The organism is Dyella sp. (assembly GCF_051954575.1).
Classification (GTDB): Bacteria; Pseudomonadota; Gammaproteobacteria; order Xanthomonadales; family Rhodanobacteraceae; genus Dyella_B.
Map to the genome: position 1 here is coordinate 90,988 of NZ_JBQCHP010000013.1, position 14,541 is coordinate 105,528.

Annotated in this window: 16 protein-coding genes; 13 read left to right on the forward strand and 3 right to left on the reverse strand. The window is 59.8% G+C overall.

Annotated features, from left to right (window positions below; all coding sequences use genetic code 11):
* Positions 1 to 216 precede the first annotated feature (216 nt).
* From ACTHNE_RS01765 to ACTHNE_RS01785, 5 genes are all read left to right on the forward strand, one after another.
* Positions 217 to 2,010, forward strand: coding sequence for a sensor histidine kinase (locus tag ACTHNE_RS01765; protein WP_440268425.1), 1,794 nt, complete (start codon positions 217 to 219; stop codon positions 2,008 to 2,010).
* Entirely contained in the window at positions 2,010 to 2,666 is a 657-nt protein-coding gene (locus tag ACTHNE_RS01770) for a response regulator transcription factor (RefSeq protein WP_324944245.1), read from the forward strand. The genes ACTHNE_RS01765 and ACTHNE_RS01770 overlap by 1 nt, the downstream gene beginning before the upstream one ends.
* Positions 2,667 to 2,806: 140 nt before the next feature.
* Positions 2,807 to 3,370 (forward strand): AraC family transcriptional regulator, encoded by a 564-nt coding sequence (locus ACTHNE_RS01775; protein WP_324944242.1) that lies wholly within the window; start codon positions 2,807 to 2,809, stop codon positions 3,368 to 3,370.
* Between the two features lie 87 nt (positions 3,371 to 3,457).
* Entirely contained in the window at positions 3,458 to 4,282 is an 825-nt protein-coding gene (locus tag ACTHNE_RS01780; RefSeq protein WP_440268426.1) for an alpha/beta fold hydrolase, read from the forward strand.
* Positions 4,283 to 4,298: 16 nt separating this feature from the next.
* Positions 4,299 to 4,544, forward strand: a complete 246-nt coding sequence (locus ACTHNE_RS01785) for a hypothetical protein (RefSeq protein ID WP_324944236.1) — start codon at positions 4,299 to 4,301, stop codon at positions 4,542 to 4,544.
* 105 nt (positions 4,545 to 4,649) lie between these two features.
* On the opposite strand, the gene ACTHNE_RS01790 is transcribed toward ACTHNE_RS01785, so the two are convergent.
* The gene (locus ACTHNE_RS01790; protein ID WP_440268427.1) at positions 4,650 to 4,883 is read right to left on the reverse strand and encodes a hypothetical protein; all 234 of its coding nucleotides are present in this window, start codon (positions 4,881 to 4,883) and stop codon (positions 4,650 to 4,652) included.
* Positions 4,884 to 5,235: 352 nt separating this feature from the next.
* Here ACTHNE_RS01790 and ACTHNE_RS01795 point away from each other — a divergent pair, with 352 nt between their 5' ends.
* From ACTHNE_RS01795 to ACTHNE_RS01815, 5 genes are all read left to right on the forward strand, one after another.
* Complete coding sequence (locus tag ACTHNE_RS01795; RefSeq protein WP_324944233.1) at positions 5,236 to 6,753, forward strand: ATP-binding protein; 1,518 nt, start codon at positions 5,236 to 5,238, stop codon at positions 6,751 to 6,753.
* On the forward strand, positions 6,750 to 7,439 hold the full coding sequence (locus tag ACTHNE_RS01800; RefSeq protein ID WP_324944229.1) for a response regulator transcription factor: 690 nt from the start codon (positions 6,750 to 6,752) through the stop codon (positions 7,437 to 7,439). Before ACTHNE_RS01795 ends, ACTHNE_RS01800 begins: the two co-directional genes overlap by 4 nt.
* 100 nt (positions 7,440 to 7,539) lie before the next feature.
* Positions 7,540 to 7,755: a hypothetical protein gene (locus ACTHNE_RS01805; protein WP_324944226.1), complete on the forward strand. Its 216-nt coding sequence runs from the start codon at positions 7,540 to 7,542 to the stop codon at positions 7,753 to 7,755.
* A gap of 65 nt (positions 7,756 to 7,820) precedes the next feature.
* A complete protein-coding gene (locus tag ACTHNE_RS01810; protein ID WP_324944223.1) occupies positions 7,821 to 8,552 on the forward strand; it encodes a DUF4336 domain-containing protein in 732 nt (243 codons plus the stop codon).
* A 204-nt stretch (positions 8,553 to 8,756) separates the two neighbouring features.
* Complete coding sequence (locus ACTHNE_RS01815) at positions 8,757 to 9,080, forward strand: hypothetical protein (RefSeq protein WP_324944220.1); 324 nt, start codon at positions 8,757 to 8,759, stop codon at positions 9,078 to 9,080.
* Between the two features lie 4 nt (positions 9,081 to 9,084).
* Here ACTHNE_RS01815 and ACTHNE_RS01820 read toward each other — a convergent pair whose 3' ends face one another.
* Both ACTHNE_RS01820 and ACTHNE_RS01825 read right to left on the reverse strand, forming a co-directional pair.
* Complete coding sequence (locus ACTHNE_RS01820; protein WP_324944217.1) at positions 9,085 to 9,924, reverse strand: polysaccharide deacetylase family protein; 840 nt, start codon at positions 9,922 to 9,924, stop codon at positions 9,085 to 9,087.
* 322 nt (positions 9,925 to 10,246) lie between these two features.
* Complete coding sequence (locus tag ACTHNE_RS01825) at positions 10,247 to 11,344, reverse strand: glycoside hydrolase family 5 protein (RefSeq protein WP_324944214.1); 1,098 nt, start codon at positions 11,342 to 11,344, stop codon at positions 10,247 to 10,249.
* Positions 11,345 to 11,875: 531 nt separating this feature from the next.
* Between ACTHNE_RS01825 and ACTHNE_RS01830 the strand changes: the two genes are divergently transcribed.
* The 3 genes from ACTHNE_RS01830 to ACTHNE_RS01840 are packed head-to-tail and all read left to right on the forward strand — an operon-like array spanning position 11,876 to position 14,213.
* Positions 11,876 to 12,652, forward strand: a complete 777-nt coding sequence (locus ACTHNE_RS01830; RefSeq protein WP_324944211.1) for a DeoR/GlpR family DNA-binding transcription regulator — start codon at positions 11,876 to 11,878, stop codon at positions 12,650 to 12,652.
* 27 nt (positions 12,653 to 12,679) lie between these two features.
* Entirely contained in the window at positions 12,680 to 13,819 is a 1,140-nt protein-coding gene (locus ACTHNE_RS01835) for an MFS transporter (RefSeq protein ID WP_324944208.1), read from the forward strand.
* A 10-nt stretch (positions 13,820 to 13,829) separates the two neighbouring features.
* Positions 13,830 to 14,213, forward strand: coding sequence for a VOC family protein (locus tag ACTHNE_RS01840; RefSeq protein WP_324944205.1), 384 nt, complete (start codon positions 13,830 to 13,832; stop codon positions 14,211 to 14,213).
* Positions 14,214 to 14,541: the final 328 nt, after the last annotated feature.

Below are 14,541 nucleotides of genomic sequence, written 5' to 3' on the forward strand. Positions count from 1 at the left end.
GACGTTGATCGCGTGCATGGATTGATCGGGAATGGCGAATTTGTCGATCAATGCCCTTGCGCGATACCCGAAGGTTCAACGCTGGGTGTCGGGTGCGCGGAATAGATCAGAGCATCCTTAAGTGGCCGGAAGGTCGCAGGATAGGTTTCTTCAAGTTCTGTCCAGAGCAGTGGACTATCGTCCTTGCCTGCGCAGAACGACTTTGAGGTGCAATCGATGCGTTCCGGCTCTACCATCCCCATTTACGGATTGCAGGCCGGCAACCATTTACGTTTCGCGCGGGTGACACATGGCAAAGCAATCAAGAATCGTGGCGCCGCCAAGGCATTGTTGCGATTACCTCCTCAAGGCGACATTTTTCCTACGCGCAGGCGGTCGCGCACTGTGACGAGGCCTATGCCCCCGCAAGATCCGGGCCCCGTGGCTGCGACGCTTTCCGGTGATCTTCAATCTTGGGAAAACAGCTTTCGTATTGCGATCGACACGATACCGGGATTGGCCTGGTTCGGTAGCGCCGATGGGCCTGTCGAATTTTTGAATAGACAGTGGTGCGAGTACACAGGAATCCCGTTGGGCGAAGCGCTTGGATGGGGTTGGACTGCCACCATCCATCCGGACGACTTCGCCAGCCTTGAGCTGCAATGGCGGGATTCACTGACACGAGGGGCACCAGGAGAACTCGAAGCGCGAGTACGCCGTTTCGATGGCGAGTATCGTTGGTTTCTTTTCCGTTACGCCCCACTGCTGGACGGTGCCGGGCGGGTACTCAAATGGTACGGTTGCAACATTGACATCGAATCGCGCAAGCGCGCCGAGAAAGCTTTACTGGCATCGGAACAATTGGCCCGAGGCCAGGTAAGCGCTCTCAAGAGTGCCTTGGATGCGCTGGTGATGGAGCCTGATCCCAATCAACTGGTTGCGCATATTCTGCGTACGTTGACGGAACAGTTTGGCGCGCACAGCGCGAGTGTTTGGCGCCGCGGCATGGCCGACAATACGGTAGCCATCCAATTCGCTTTCGAGGACAACCGCGTCATACCCAAGACCGACCCCAGATTTGCGGGGCTCGATCTCGCACTTCCGATGGAGGATATCTGGCCATGGCCGGAGGTTTTTCGTTCGGGCGAACCAAGCGTCATTGAAGACATACGAACCGTTCCACCGTTTCCCTTGCGCGATCGATTGCTGCCCCTGGGTATCGTTACCGTTCTGTTGATCCCCATGATGGTGGCCGGGCGCCTGGAAGGCGCGATCGGGCTTCGCTTCAAGCAAAAGCGCAGCTTCCAGCACGAACAGGTTGAACTGGCCCAAGCCCTCACGCACCAGGCCATGCTTATGCTTCGATTGGCCGAGTTGTCGGAGCAAGGCCGCGATGCCGCGATCATGGAAGAGCGCAATCGCATTGCGCGCAACATTCACGACACCTTGGCCCAGGGCTTCACCGGCGTCATTGTTCAGCTCGAGGCAGCGGAAGACGCCAGCCGGCGCGGCCTTGGGTACGAAGCGGAGCGGCATATCGTTGCAGCGAAAACCTTGGCGCGCGAAAGCTTGAGCGAGGCGCGGCGTTCGGTTCGGGCCATCAGGCCCCGGCCGCTGGAAGAGAATGAGCTCACAGAAGCCTTGCGCAGCCTGTTCGCAAGAATGACCGAGGGTGCGGCAATTGATGTCGACTTCAAGGTTGCAGGCTTCGCCCACGCATTGCCGCCTCACTGGGAAGAAAACCTGTTTCGTATTACGCAGGAAATGCTTACCAACACCCTTCGTCACGCCCAAGCGTCCCACATGGCCGCGACCATCACCTTCAGTTCCGCCGGCGTTCGGCTTGAATTCGCCGATGACGGCCACGGCTTTGATCCGACCGCAACAAGCGAAGGCTATGGCCTATTGGGCATGCGCGAAAGAGTAGGGGCCATGGGAGGACAGATGGACGTGAGAAGCTCGAGCGGCAGCGGCGCCAAGATATCGATCTGGCTGCCTCCGGCTCCGGCCGGCCTATCGGAAGCGGTGTGATGGAACCATCGATATCCCAACCAAACCAGCCCCGTTCCGCTCCCATACGTGTCCTGATCGCCGACGACCACGTCACCGTACGAGAAGGCCTGGCGGCGATCATCGGACGGCAACCGGATATGGTGGTCGCAGCGGAAGCGACCAACGGCAGGGAATGCGTCGATCGATGGATGGAATGCCGTCCGGATGTCGCCTTACTCGATTTACGCATGCCGATTCTCGACGGAGTCGGCGCTATCGAAGCTATTCGTAGACAGGATCCCGCTGCGTTGCTCATTGTCCTGAGCACGTTCGATACCGACCATGACATTTCCAGGGCCGTTATGGCCGGCGCGAAGGGCTACATGCTCAAGGACGCCCAGCGAGAAGAATTGCTCGATTGCATTCGGTGCGTCCACGCCGGCGAAACGCGAATTCCGCCGATGCTGGTGGCGAAGCTTGCGGCAGGTGTCAGCGGCGAAGCACTGACGGGCCGTGAGCTGGAGGTTCTCACCTTACTGGCGCAAGGGCATAGCAACAAAGACATCGGTGTACGACTGGCCATCGGCGAAACCACCGTCAAATCGCACCTGCGCAGCATCTTCGGCAAGCTGCAGGTCTTGAGCCGCACGGAAGCCATCACGGTGGCCAGCCGGCGCGGGCTCATTCGTTTGTAGACATCTCCTTCTAACGAACGGTCTGGTCCCCCTCCGTTTGCGTTGAAACGAAGCCCGTCGACGGATCAATGGATCACGAACGCGATCCGCGCGATAGTCCAGCTCCGCGAGGGCGAATCCAACGCTGGAGAGTAAAGGGCATGGGCGAGTCAGCGGGAACCGGGAATGTCGCGCCGATGGTTGCTCAACTTCTGCTGCGTGCATGCCGCGCTCTGGACAGTGATGTGCACGCTGCGAGGGTGGAAATCCAAAGAGCACTGGAGCTCTTGCCGGATGCCTCGGTTCGGGCACATGCCAAACCGGATCATCTCGACTGTTCCGTTCGCGGGCTGGCACCGTGGCAGGCGCAAAAGGTCATCGACCACGTTCGTGCAAATCTCGAAGCACCGATCCGCGTGGAGGAGATGGCCAGCGTGACGCGTCTGAGTACAAGTTATTTCTTCCGTGCGTTCAGACTTAGCTTCTGCATGCCTCCCCATGCTTACGTTCGCGCTGTCCGGCTCGCGCGTGCAAGAGAGCTGTTGCTGGATAGCGATGAGCAGGTGAGTTGGATCGCCGTGGCCTGTGGTTTCGCCGATCAAGCGCATTTCTCCAGGGTTTTCCGCCGCGAAATGGGATGTACACCGAGACGGTGGCGACGCGAGCGACGCGGCATTTCCACTGAAGCTTCCATGGCTTCCAGCGTGTTGGTTCATGAACGTTGACGTGATCATCTGCACGAAAACCTGCTTAGGACGCTTTGCATCCTGATCGAAAGACTGACCTTAACCCACCCCCAACGGAGATGCGCCATGAGCTACATAAAGACGAAGGATGGGACCGAGATTTTCTACAAGGATTGGGGAAGTGGCCAACCTATTGTGTTCCATCATGGATGGCCACTCAGTGGAGATGACTGGGATGCCCAGATGCTGTTTTTTGTGCTGCATGGTTACCGGGTCATCGCCCATGACCGAAGAGGACACGGTCGATCAGCTCAGGTTTCCAATGGTCATGACATGGACCACTATGCGGCGGACGTCGCGGCGGTGACCGAAGCGCTGGATCTTCGCGACGCGGTGCATATCGGCCATTCGACGGGTGGAGGCGAGGTTGCACGGTATGTCGCCCGATATGGAAAGAACCGTGTTGCCAAGGCGATACTCGTGGGTGCCGTCCCTCCCATCATGCTGAAGACGCAAGCGAATCCGGAAGGTCTTCCCATTGAAGTATTCGACGGCTTCAGAAACGCACTCGCCGCAAATCGTGCTCAGTTCTATCGCGATGTCGCTGCAGGGCCTTTTTACGGATTCAATCGATCAGGCGCGGAGCCTATGGAAGGTGTCATCGAAAACTGGTGGCGCCAGGGCATGAACGGCAGCGCAAAGGCTCACTACGACGGAATCAAAGCGTTCTCGGAAACGGATTTCACCGAAGACCTCCAGTCGATCACCGTGCCAACCCTGGTCATGCACGGCGATGATGATCAAATCGTTCCCTATAAAAACTCCGCGCTGCTATCGGCGAAGTTGTTGAAACATGCAAGCTTGAAGGTCTATCCGGGATTTCCTCACGGCATGCTCACCACCCATGCGGACGTGCTCAACGAAGACCTGCTGGCCTTCGTCAAAAGCTGATCTGGACACCTTGCGAGTGGCGCAGGCGATGATGAGCTGGATAAACGTATTGACGGCGGGGCATACCGCATTGAGCATCGCGGCGTTCCCCCAGGCGTTCAGCAAGATTCCCTTGTTGCATGCGATGGCTCCTACACTCAAGGAGCCACCGTTTGGGATCGCGCAGGGTATTGTGTTGGTGATGTTCGCGGCGCTTGCGTTCAGCGCGATACGCCAATCCACTGCCGCAGGCTACGCGGCCTTCGGCCCGGCGCGACGCTGACCGCGGGGTATGATTCCGTTCTTGTAACGCCGTACGTTGGCAACCGAGATCGTGCACATGCAATTGCATGACGCCGCCATGGCCGTTATGCGAACGCCCGCGCTGCTATTTCATCAAAAGCACATCGGTCGTCGTATCGATTTCCCAGAAGCCTCGCCGGATTCCTTCCTCCACGGCGTCCTCTAGCGAGCGAAATCCGGCCGGGCATTCGTCCAGTTGCTCATGGAAAAACAGCCTGGCGTTCAACATAGGCGTTATCCAGGCCTGGCGCTGCGAGGAGTAGGTTGCATCCTGCCTCATGGTCCGGAGCATAAGGCCTAAATATTCGTCTGGATCCATGTGTGCGGCACAGATCGATGATGCTCGTGCCATGTTCAAATCCGCATGGCTTGATGGCTGCGCTGTGCGTCACGCGCCTTGATCGTGCCATTTTCATCATGGCTCGCGGGCTTGGGTCGATACATTTGGGTTCCCCCTCTGAACATCACGTGGCGTGCGTACAGCGCCCGGCCACTGTAATGACGTGAGGAAAAGGTGGACAGTGTAAGGATTTTATAATGGCGCCCAGCAAGGCTTGTCCGTAAGTTGACGCCCCCTGGTATTTGGTCCAACGTAGGTCGCATGGTATTCGAGCAACACCTCGTTTCCCGCATGATTTTCCCTCGCTCATCGCGACCGTGCGCGCCTGCCAATGGCTAGGGAAGCCACGCCATGGCTGGACGTGGTGGCGCCTCCCAGGCCGGGTATCCGCGATTTTGTCGCGGCCTTCTTGACGGTGCTCGTGCCGACCGTGATCGCCTTGATCTGGGTGGAACGGCTGGAAGCGCGCAATCTGTCGCTACTGTTCCTGATCGCCATTCTTTATGTGGGCGTGCGGCACGGCATGTGGCCCGCGCTGTTCGCCGCGCTGCTGGCCTTCCTTTCCTATAATTTTTTCCTTGTCACGCCGCGTTTCGCGCTGCATATCGCGCCGGCGGACGTGCTCGCATTCACCACCTTTCTGATTGGCGCCTTGCTGGTCGGCGGGCTTGCCGGGCGCCTGAGCGATCGCGCGCGAGAGGCAAAACTCGGCTTGCGCAGCATCACGTCGTTGTTCGAGGCGAGTCGCGACTTGTCGGGCGCGATCGATCCCGCGGCGGTGGCGCAGCGTCTGTTATCGCATCTGGAGAGCGCCGGATGCCGGGCCTCGATATGGATCGCCAACGCAGGCCAGTTGCTGGAATGCGCCCGCTCGCCCGATCTTCCTGCCAACTGCATCGTGCAGGGCGACGTGAACTTCCTGGGCACCGACTGGGCCGATGACGTCGGCGCCACACGCAAACGGCTGCGCTTGCAAACCGGCGATCGCGTGCTCGGCGGCGTCGTCATCTGGCCGTTGCCCGATGAGGCGGTGGTGCGGCCTGGCCAGCACTGGATCCAGACCTTGCTCGAACTGGGCGCTGTGGCGATCGATCGAGCCAGGCTGATGGCGGAGATTACCGATACGCGCGTCGTTGCGGAAAAGGAAGGTTTGCGCACGGCGCTGCTTTCGTCGCTTTCGCATGACCTGCGAACGCCGATCGCCACCATTCTGGCGTCGGCCAGCTCGCTGCAGGAACACGACGAAAGTTTCGATGCGGCCACACGCCTGGATCTGCTCAGCACGATCCAGGATCAGTCCGAACGGTTGAATCGCTACGTGCTCAATCTGCTTGAGATGACTCGCCTGGAGTCGGGCGCCCTGCAATTGAACTGCGCGCTGATCGATCCGGGCGAGGCGATGGCCTCGTCGTTGAGGCATCTCGAACGCCAGCTCGGCGAGCATCGCCTGGCGCGCGCTTTCGATAGTGCAGGCCAGCGTATTTACGTCGACCCGGTGCTGATCGAGCAAGCCTTGGTGAATGTGATCGAGAATGCCATCGAGCATGCGCCATCCGATTCGCTGATCACCGTGAACGTCGGCACCAACGGCGAGCACGTCGTCCTCAGCATCGAAGACGAAGGGCCTGGCATACCCGCGGGTGACATCGACCGCGTATTCGACAAGTTCTTCAGCGGGCGCAGCGATCGGCGCCGTGCATCCGGCGTAGGGCTCGGCCTGTCGGTGACGCGCGGGTTGATCGAATCGTTCGGAGGCACCGTCCAGGCGGTGAGCCCGATCGCCGACGAGCACGGTACGCGGATCGACATTCGTCTGCCGGCCCATCCTGCGCTGGAGACCACGGAATGATCGACGCCGCACCCAGCATCCTGGTGGTCGACGACGAGCCGTCGATCCAGCGCGTACTTAGGCCGTCGCTGGCAGCCGCGGGCTATCAGGTGTCGCTGGCTGGTACCGGCACGGATGCACTGAGCCAGGTCGCGCACGCCATTCCTGATGTGATCTTGCTCGACCTCGGCTTGCCCGACATGGATGGCAAGGACGTGATTGCCTCTCTGCGGAGTTGGACCGTCGCGCCGATCATCGTGCTGTCCGCACGTCACGACGAGACCGAGCGCATCGCCGCACTCGACATGGGCGCGGACGACTACGTCATCAAGCCGTTCCAGATGGGTGAGCTGCAAGCGCGCGTTCGCGCCGCCTTGCGCTACCGCCAACGCAGGCAGGCGGGACAAACCACCTTCTCGGTTGGCGGCCTGCATATCGACTACGTCCAGCGCAGCGTTGCCGTGTCAGGTCAACCCGTCAAACTCACGCGCAAGGAATACGATCTCTTGCGCACGCTTGCACAGCATGCGGGGCAGGTGGTGACGCACAAACAATTGCTCGCGGCCGGCTGGGGCGCGACCGTCACGGATACCCAATTCGTGCGCGTCTATATCGGCCAGCTGCGGCAGAAGATCGAACAAGATCCCAGCACGCCGCGCCTGATTCTTACGGAGTCCGGTATCGGTTATCGGTTGATCGGCGATTGATATGGCGCGAGTTGATCAATGACAACCACATCACGCTCGCTGCCGATGAGAGGTGGCTTTCGAAGTGCGGTGAAGCGTATGAGAAGCGGGGGGATATGACATGGCGCGATTCAACGCGACGATCGGCCAGCTTCATTTGGAAGTGGCCTATTCCGAGGTCGAGCATTGGATCTCCTGGAATTGCCTGGTCCACCGCGCTGATCGGCTGGTGGGCTCGCTGGGTGGCACCGCTACCGTCGCTGCGCAACAGGGCATTCAAGAGGCCGTGGAAGATGCCGTCGGCACCGCCATCCGAGCCAAGTTTCCCTTGGGTTGAGCCACGCTGGATGGAACAGGCCTGCAGGGACATTTATCATGGCTGACAAAACGCTCTATCTCCCATTGAACACGCTCAAGCCGCTGGCGCCGGGCATCTGGACGGTGGATGGACCGTCGGTGAGTCTGGACGCCCCGTTCGGTCTGGGTGTGCGCTTTCCTACTCGCATGACCGTGGTCCAGCTTTCCAATGGTGGCCTGTGGTGCCATTCGCCCACAGCGCCGGAGGCCGGCCTGTTTGCAGCGCTCGATCAACTCGGCCCCGTCGAGCACCTGGTGTCACCCAACAAGCTGCACTACACGCATATCGCCGCATGGAAACGGCGATACCCGCATGCCGTAGCGTGGGCTTCCCCAGGCGTCCGCGAACGGGCCGCAAAGCAAGGTGCCGAGATCGCTTTCGATGCCGACCTGCATGACGATCCTCCTACTGCCTGGGCAGAGGATCTGGATCAACTACGCTTTCGCGGTAGCTCGGTGATGGAAGAGTTTGTGTTCTTCCATTGCGCCAGCCGTACCTTGATCCTGGCCGACCTGATCGAAAACTTCGAAGTCGCCAAACTGCCCATGCTCCTGCGTTGGATAGGGCGACTCGGTGGGGTGCTGGATCCAGACGGCAAGACCCCGCTGGATTGGCGCGTAACGTTTTACCGGGCCGATGCGCGTTTTTGCCTGGCCCGTATGCTGGCGTGGCGTCCGCAACAAATCGTTTTGGCCCATGGGCGCTGCTACTCGCAGAACGCCGAGGCGGAATTGCGCAGAGCCTTCCGCTGGCTCAACTGGGGAAGGGTTTTCTGAAGTTTTGTGACACCTGGGATTGTTTGTGTGCTCGCCTGATCAGGCGCCCAGCGCGCGACGAAGATTGCTGCGTTTTGTCTCGACACATTGCACGCAGCGGAAGAGTGGCCAACCTTGCGCTAAAGTCGACCGCAGAGGTCGAAGAGGCGCCCGGGCGCTACGACCCATGCTCACAGCCTGCTTCTTGGCTACAAGACTTCTTCAATGCCACGTCACCACCATCACGTCTATGTCATCGAGCTCTCACGGCAAGTGCTGGCCGAAGCGCGCTTCGTGAAAGCAAATCCTCATTACCTCGGCAACAAGCCTTGCGTTTATGTAGGCATGACAGGGCAGTCACCGGACGTGCGCTTTGACAAACACAAGGCGGGACTGAAAGCGAATCGATTTGTGCGGGAGTATGGACTGCGTCTGATGCCGGAGCTCTACGAGTGCTTCAACCCGATGCCATACGAGGCGGCACGGGAGATGGAAGTGGAACTGGCGATCGGATTGCGCGAGGACGGGTATGCGGTGTGGCAGGCGTAAATCGTCACCGTTGCATGGCGTTTGGCGAGATGGTCAATGATCCGGGATCGAGCGCGACTTCGTAATAGCCGCCGCCGTTCCACGACAGAACCCGGCCTCCCTGTTTCAGCGTGCCCCCGGTCACCGTCACGCGCACATATTTTCCCGTCGGAAAATGGGCGGGCAATGTCCACTTGACGATGGTATCGGTGCCCGATTGTGTGCTCGTGGCGTTCGCCAGGGCTTTTTGCCCGGCCCAATAGGCGCCGATGTTCACCATGCTATCGATCCAGACATCACCCAATGATTTAGCGTGATGGATGCTCGCGACCACTTCCGAGGCCTTTACGCCGCGGTCATCAAGCAAGTGCATCAGGAATATCTGCCATGTACCGGCCGCTCGCGCTGCGTCGATTTGCGCGTCGATCATGCCGGCGCTCGCCCCGTCCGGCACACCATAGATCGGCAGATTGTAGGGATCGGCGTTGTCGTTTGGCGCAATCCTTCCCGGCCATACCCCGCGATTGAGGAAGAAACGCGTCTTGGCGAGGTTGTCCCATCCGGTGTCCCCATATGGCGAAGCCGTGGTCCAGACGTCGCTCACGCCAAAGGCCGTCTTGATGTAAGCGGTGCACAGGTCGTACTCGGCTTCCAGGCTGCCAGCGTAAGTCCCCACGCAACTTTTGCCATTAGCAAAGCAGTGATGGGCGGTGTGATTGGCCAGTTCGTTTCCGTCCCGCGCCGCCTGGGTCCACGTGCTGACGGGGCTGGCGTTCAAGTTGACGAAGAAGGTGACGCGCACGCCAGTCGCATGAAGCTGCTGGTAGTAGGGCGCCTGCGTGCCGTCGTCAAAGGTATAACTCACGGCGGATTTGAGTCCTGCCCAATCGAGAACCCGCAGACCTCCTGCGGCCCCCGAAGGTTTCGGCAGGCCGCTGGTAGGCAGGGCCGGTAATCCGCTGTTCGAACTTGCGTCGTCACCCGCCTTGTATGCTGCCGTTGCAGGTCGGGCAGGGGGATTTGCATAACCTGTGTTTCCCCACGCGACGAATGCAACGGCTATGGACACAAGCGTCACGGCCGAGGGACGCCTTAAGCCGAATGAAAGCGTGTACTTCATAAAAACGATTCCCCTTCAACGACCGCAAAACTTTCGACGCTTTCTACCAGCATCAGCTTTTCTGAAACTAGCCACCCGGAGGCGGCAGCGCGGCACCACCGGTCAAGGCGCGAGCGTCATCGGGACGGGTCAGCACGCCGGTGGAACGATTGAAAATCCCGAATGCATTGTTGCCGCTGCCGTTGTCGGCATCGTCCCAGTACACCGGGCGAATGCTCAGGCTGTTGGCCTGGCCGACAACGTATTTGTCGAAATACGTCCGCGATGCGAGGTGCAAGTTGAGGTTGGTGCCCGTCAGCCCTGCGGTGCCGGTGCGGCGAATGGCGCCGAATTCACCCAGCAGCACAGGAATGCCTTTGCTGGTGAATTGGGAGCTCATCTTCTGCAGCTCCGACGTCACGTAGGATTCCTCGGTGGATGACGTCGCATTGCGCGTCGTCATCGTGGAGGAATGGTAACCCTTCCCCCAGAAATACCACATCGATCCCCAGCTCGCGTCGGCTGTCATCAGCGCATATTGATAAGGCGAGTAGTAGTGCACTTCCAATACCAGATGCTTTGCCGGATCGGAGGGCAGCGACGTCACCCAGCTGTTGGTGTCGTCGATATTGCTGCCGCCAGGCCCCTGCAGCACCAGCCAGCGCGTGCTGTTGTTGCCGCCGGTGGAACGAACGGCATTGATGAAGTTCTGGTAGTACTGCAACAACACCGAGGTCTGCGCCTGCGAGGTAACGTTCGGTTCGTTGGCGACGGCAAACAGCAGTTTGGAGTTGTAGCCTCTGAAGTTGTTCGCGATCTGCGTCCAGTAGGAAACCAGTTTCGCGTTGATGTTCGGGTCGTAGCTGTTGAAGTTCGAATCCTCGAACCAGCCGCCATCCCAATGGTCATTGATGATGACGGTGAGGTTGGCCGCCTGGGCCCATTTCACGACCTGGGTGACGGTCGCCATGTAGGACGCGTTGATCACATGCGTATTCGGATCGGCGTTGTGGTCCCACGCGCAGGGAATGCGAATCGTGTTGAAGCCAGCGGCCGCGACGTTGTTGATCAGCGTCTGCGTGGGCATCACCGCACCCGACCAGGTGGCTTCCAGCGTATTGCCGAGGTTCCAGCCATAAGTGGGATTTGCCAGCTGCGACCTGCCGATCGTCGGGAGCAGCGACAAGCCGGCCGCCAGGATCAGCGCGGGTAGGGCTCGAAACTTTGGCTTGCTTGCAAGCGCAGGACGGGGAGCGGGAAGAGTGCGATGCCGGGCAACGTTCGAATGGTGCAGATCCATACGGAAAACCCTCTCGATTGAGCGAACTGGAGCGTTCGTGCGGCACTGAGGCACCACGTGCCGGCCAGCTGCCGATACTGGGAAGGCCCCAAGGCTGCGCGCAATTGCGAAATCGGCTGGGCTGCTTGATGTTTATTCATTTGCATTTGCCGCATTCGAGATGTGATTTACCTCAGCAACATGGTTGTTCGATATCGGTGATGACGGGTCGCCGCCAAGAGCGTGTTTGGATGACGGAATGTTCGACGATGTGTGTACGCAGTGCCGCTGGCTTCGAAGCGGACGGGGCAAGCTGACTGCGCTCCGAACCGTGCACGTTTATGCATGTTTACATTCTTGTTTGTGCACGGTAGGCTATGCGCATGAATCGACCCTTCTCTCAGGGCATTGCGTCATTCAGCCCTATGGCGCTCAAGCATGAAGCCTGATCTCCCCCTTGCTCGGCGCGACCTCATCGCCGATCGGCTTGCCAGCGGCCAGGCGGTCGTGGCCAACGACTTGGCTATCGAATTCGATGTGTCGGAAGACGCCATCCGTAGGGATTTACGCGCGCTCGCGGCGGAAGGAAAGTGTCGACGTGTCTATGGTGGAGCATTGCCGCTTTCGCCTGCTGACCGCCCGATGGCGGCGCGCATCGGCGAAGCGCGGAAACAGAAGGCCGCCCTGGGCCAACTGGCTGCGTCGACGATTGCGGCACACGAGCTGGTGTTTCTGGATAGCGGAAGTACCAATCTTTCCATGGTCGACTTTCTTCCGGAGGACTTCGATCTTACGGTCGCCACCAACTCCATCGACATCGCGGCGGCCGTCCTGCGCAGGCCCGATCTGAAACTGATCATGGTTGGGGGCAGCGTCGATCCTGTCGTGGGCGGCTCCATCGATGCGACGGCCATCTCCGCCGTATCGGACATGAGCATCAACCGGTGTTTCCTTGGAGCCTGCTCGGTATCGAACAAGGGAAGCGCCTATGCGCTGAACCCTTCGGACGCCGCGTTCAAGCGTGTATTGCTGGCAGCGAGCCAGCACACCACGGTGCTGGCCACCACGGACAAGTTCGTCGCCACCGCGCCGCATCGCGTGGCCAGCGTTGACGCCATCGACTGCTTTGTTGTCGATAGCGACCTGCCATCGACGACATGCAGAACACTGGCCAGGACGGGCACCAAAGTACTCAAGGCTAAACGCCTTACCTGATCTTCTTCGCCACGGAGCAACACCATCATGATTTCCGCCGACAGGCCGGAGACGCGGCTTGCTACGCGCCTGGCTTTCCTGGCCGCAGGTTTTGGTATCGCCAGCTGGGCGCCGCTGGTGCCTTTCGCCAAGCAGCGCCTGGGCGCCGACGATGGCCAGCTCGGTCTTCTTCTGTTGTGCCTTGGCGTGGGCTCGGTAATCGCGATGCCGCTGACGGGTGTGCTTAGTGCTCGCTTCGGCAGCAAGCCTGTCATCATCGTTGGCGGCCTCGGCCTGGCCTTGATCCTTCCGCTGCTCTCGCTCGCCAATTCGCCGTGGACATTGGGACTTGCGTTGCTAGCCTTCGGCGCAGCGCTGGGATCGCTGGATGTGGCGATGAATGTTCATGCGGTAGAGGTCGAGCGTGTCGCGAATCGTCCCTTGATGTCAGGCTTCCACGCACTGTTCAGCGTGGGAGGTTTCGCAGGAGCAACGCTGATGACGCTGCTGCTTTCATTGCATCTGAGCGCCTTCGCGAGCAGCTTGCTGTGTTCCGTATTGCTTGTGCTTGCCACCGTGACGGCGTGGCCTCGATTGCTTCGCGCGACACATGCCGAGGAAGGGCCGCTCTTTGTGATGCCGCGCGGGATGGTGCTGGTGCTGGCCGGCTTGGCGGCGATCACATTTCTTGCCGAAGGAGCGATTCTCGATTGGAGCGCGCTCCTCATCACCGACAAGGCGTTGGCGAGCAAGGCACAAGGCGGTCTTGGCTATACGTTGTTTGCCTCGGCAATGACGGTTGGCCGCTTGAGCGGGGATGCGATCACAGCACGCATCGGCGATCGCGCCGCGCTGACCTGGGGCGGCATGCTCACCATTTTTGGATTCATGATGCTGCTGCTGATGCCGGTGCCCTTCATTGCCATGGCGGGCTTTCTGTTCATCGGTCTGGGCGCATCGAATGTTGTGCCCGTGCTGTTTCGGCAAGCCGGCGCGCAACGCGTGATGCCGGCCCCGCTTGCGGTCGCAGCCATCACCACCACCGGATACGCCGGCATTCTGCTGGGGCCTGCCGGGGTTGGCTTCGTTGCCAGGGGAATGGGGCTCCCAGTCGCCTTTGGCCTGCTGGCCATATTGCTGTGCGCCGTACCTGCGTGCGCGCGCCTGGCCACCCCTCGTTCCGCCTGAGGAGACGTTCATGCACATTGCCCACACGGCGCTATGGACGCGCGATATGGAAGCCGCGGCGATTTTCTGGCGGGACTATTTCGGTGCTGAAGTAGGGGAGGCCTACTACAGCCAGCGTCGTCCCGGTTTCGTTTCGCGCTTTATCACGCTGGCCGGCGGCGGCGCCAAGATCGAATTGATGACGGGGCCATGGATCGAGACAGCACCGGCTGCAGACCATGTTGGCTGGGATCACATTGCCGTATCGCTCGGCAATGCCGAAGCGGTGGATCGCCTGGCCGAACGATGCCGGGCGGACGGCCTGCTACTTTCACCGCCGCGGATGACCGGTGATGGTTTTTATGAGGCAGTGATCGCCATGCCCGACGGCATCCCTATCGAAGTGACCGCGTAAAGGCAAAAGCGCCGTGGGTCAGGTCAGTGGCGATAGCCGCACGATCGCCCGGATAATGAAGTAGATTTTCTCGAGCTGTCCTACACAAGCAAAAGCGGGACAGGTTGGATGGTGAATCGAAAACGTTCCTTTCATCGGTTCTTTATACCGTCCTGCCTAGGATGCCTCGACTTGCCACGCAACAAGCATCGGGTTTCACGGTTTGATATGCCGGAAGGCCGAAGCGTCTAGAGATAGGATAAGCACCCATACATTGTGGTCTTCATGGGAGAAGACGTCATGCACGCAAGGATTCCCTCGTTTACGCGGTACGGCATGATTGCCGGCG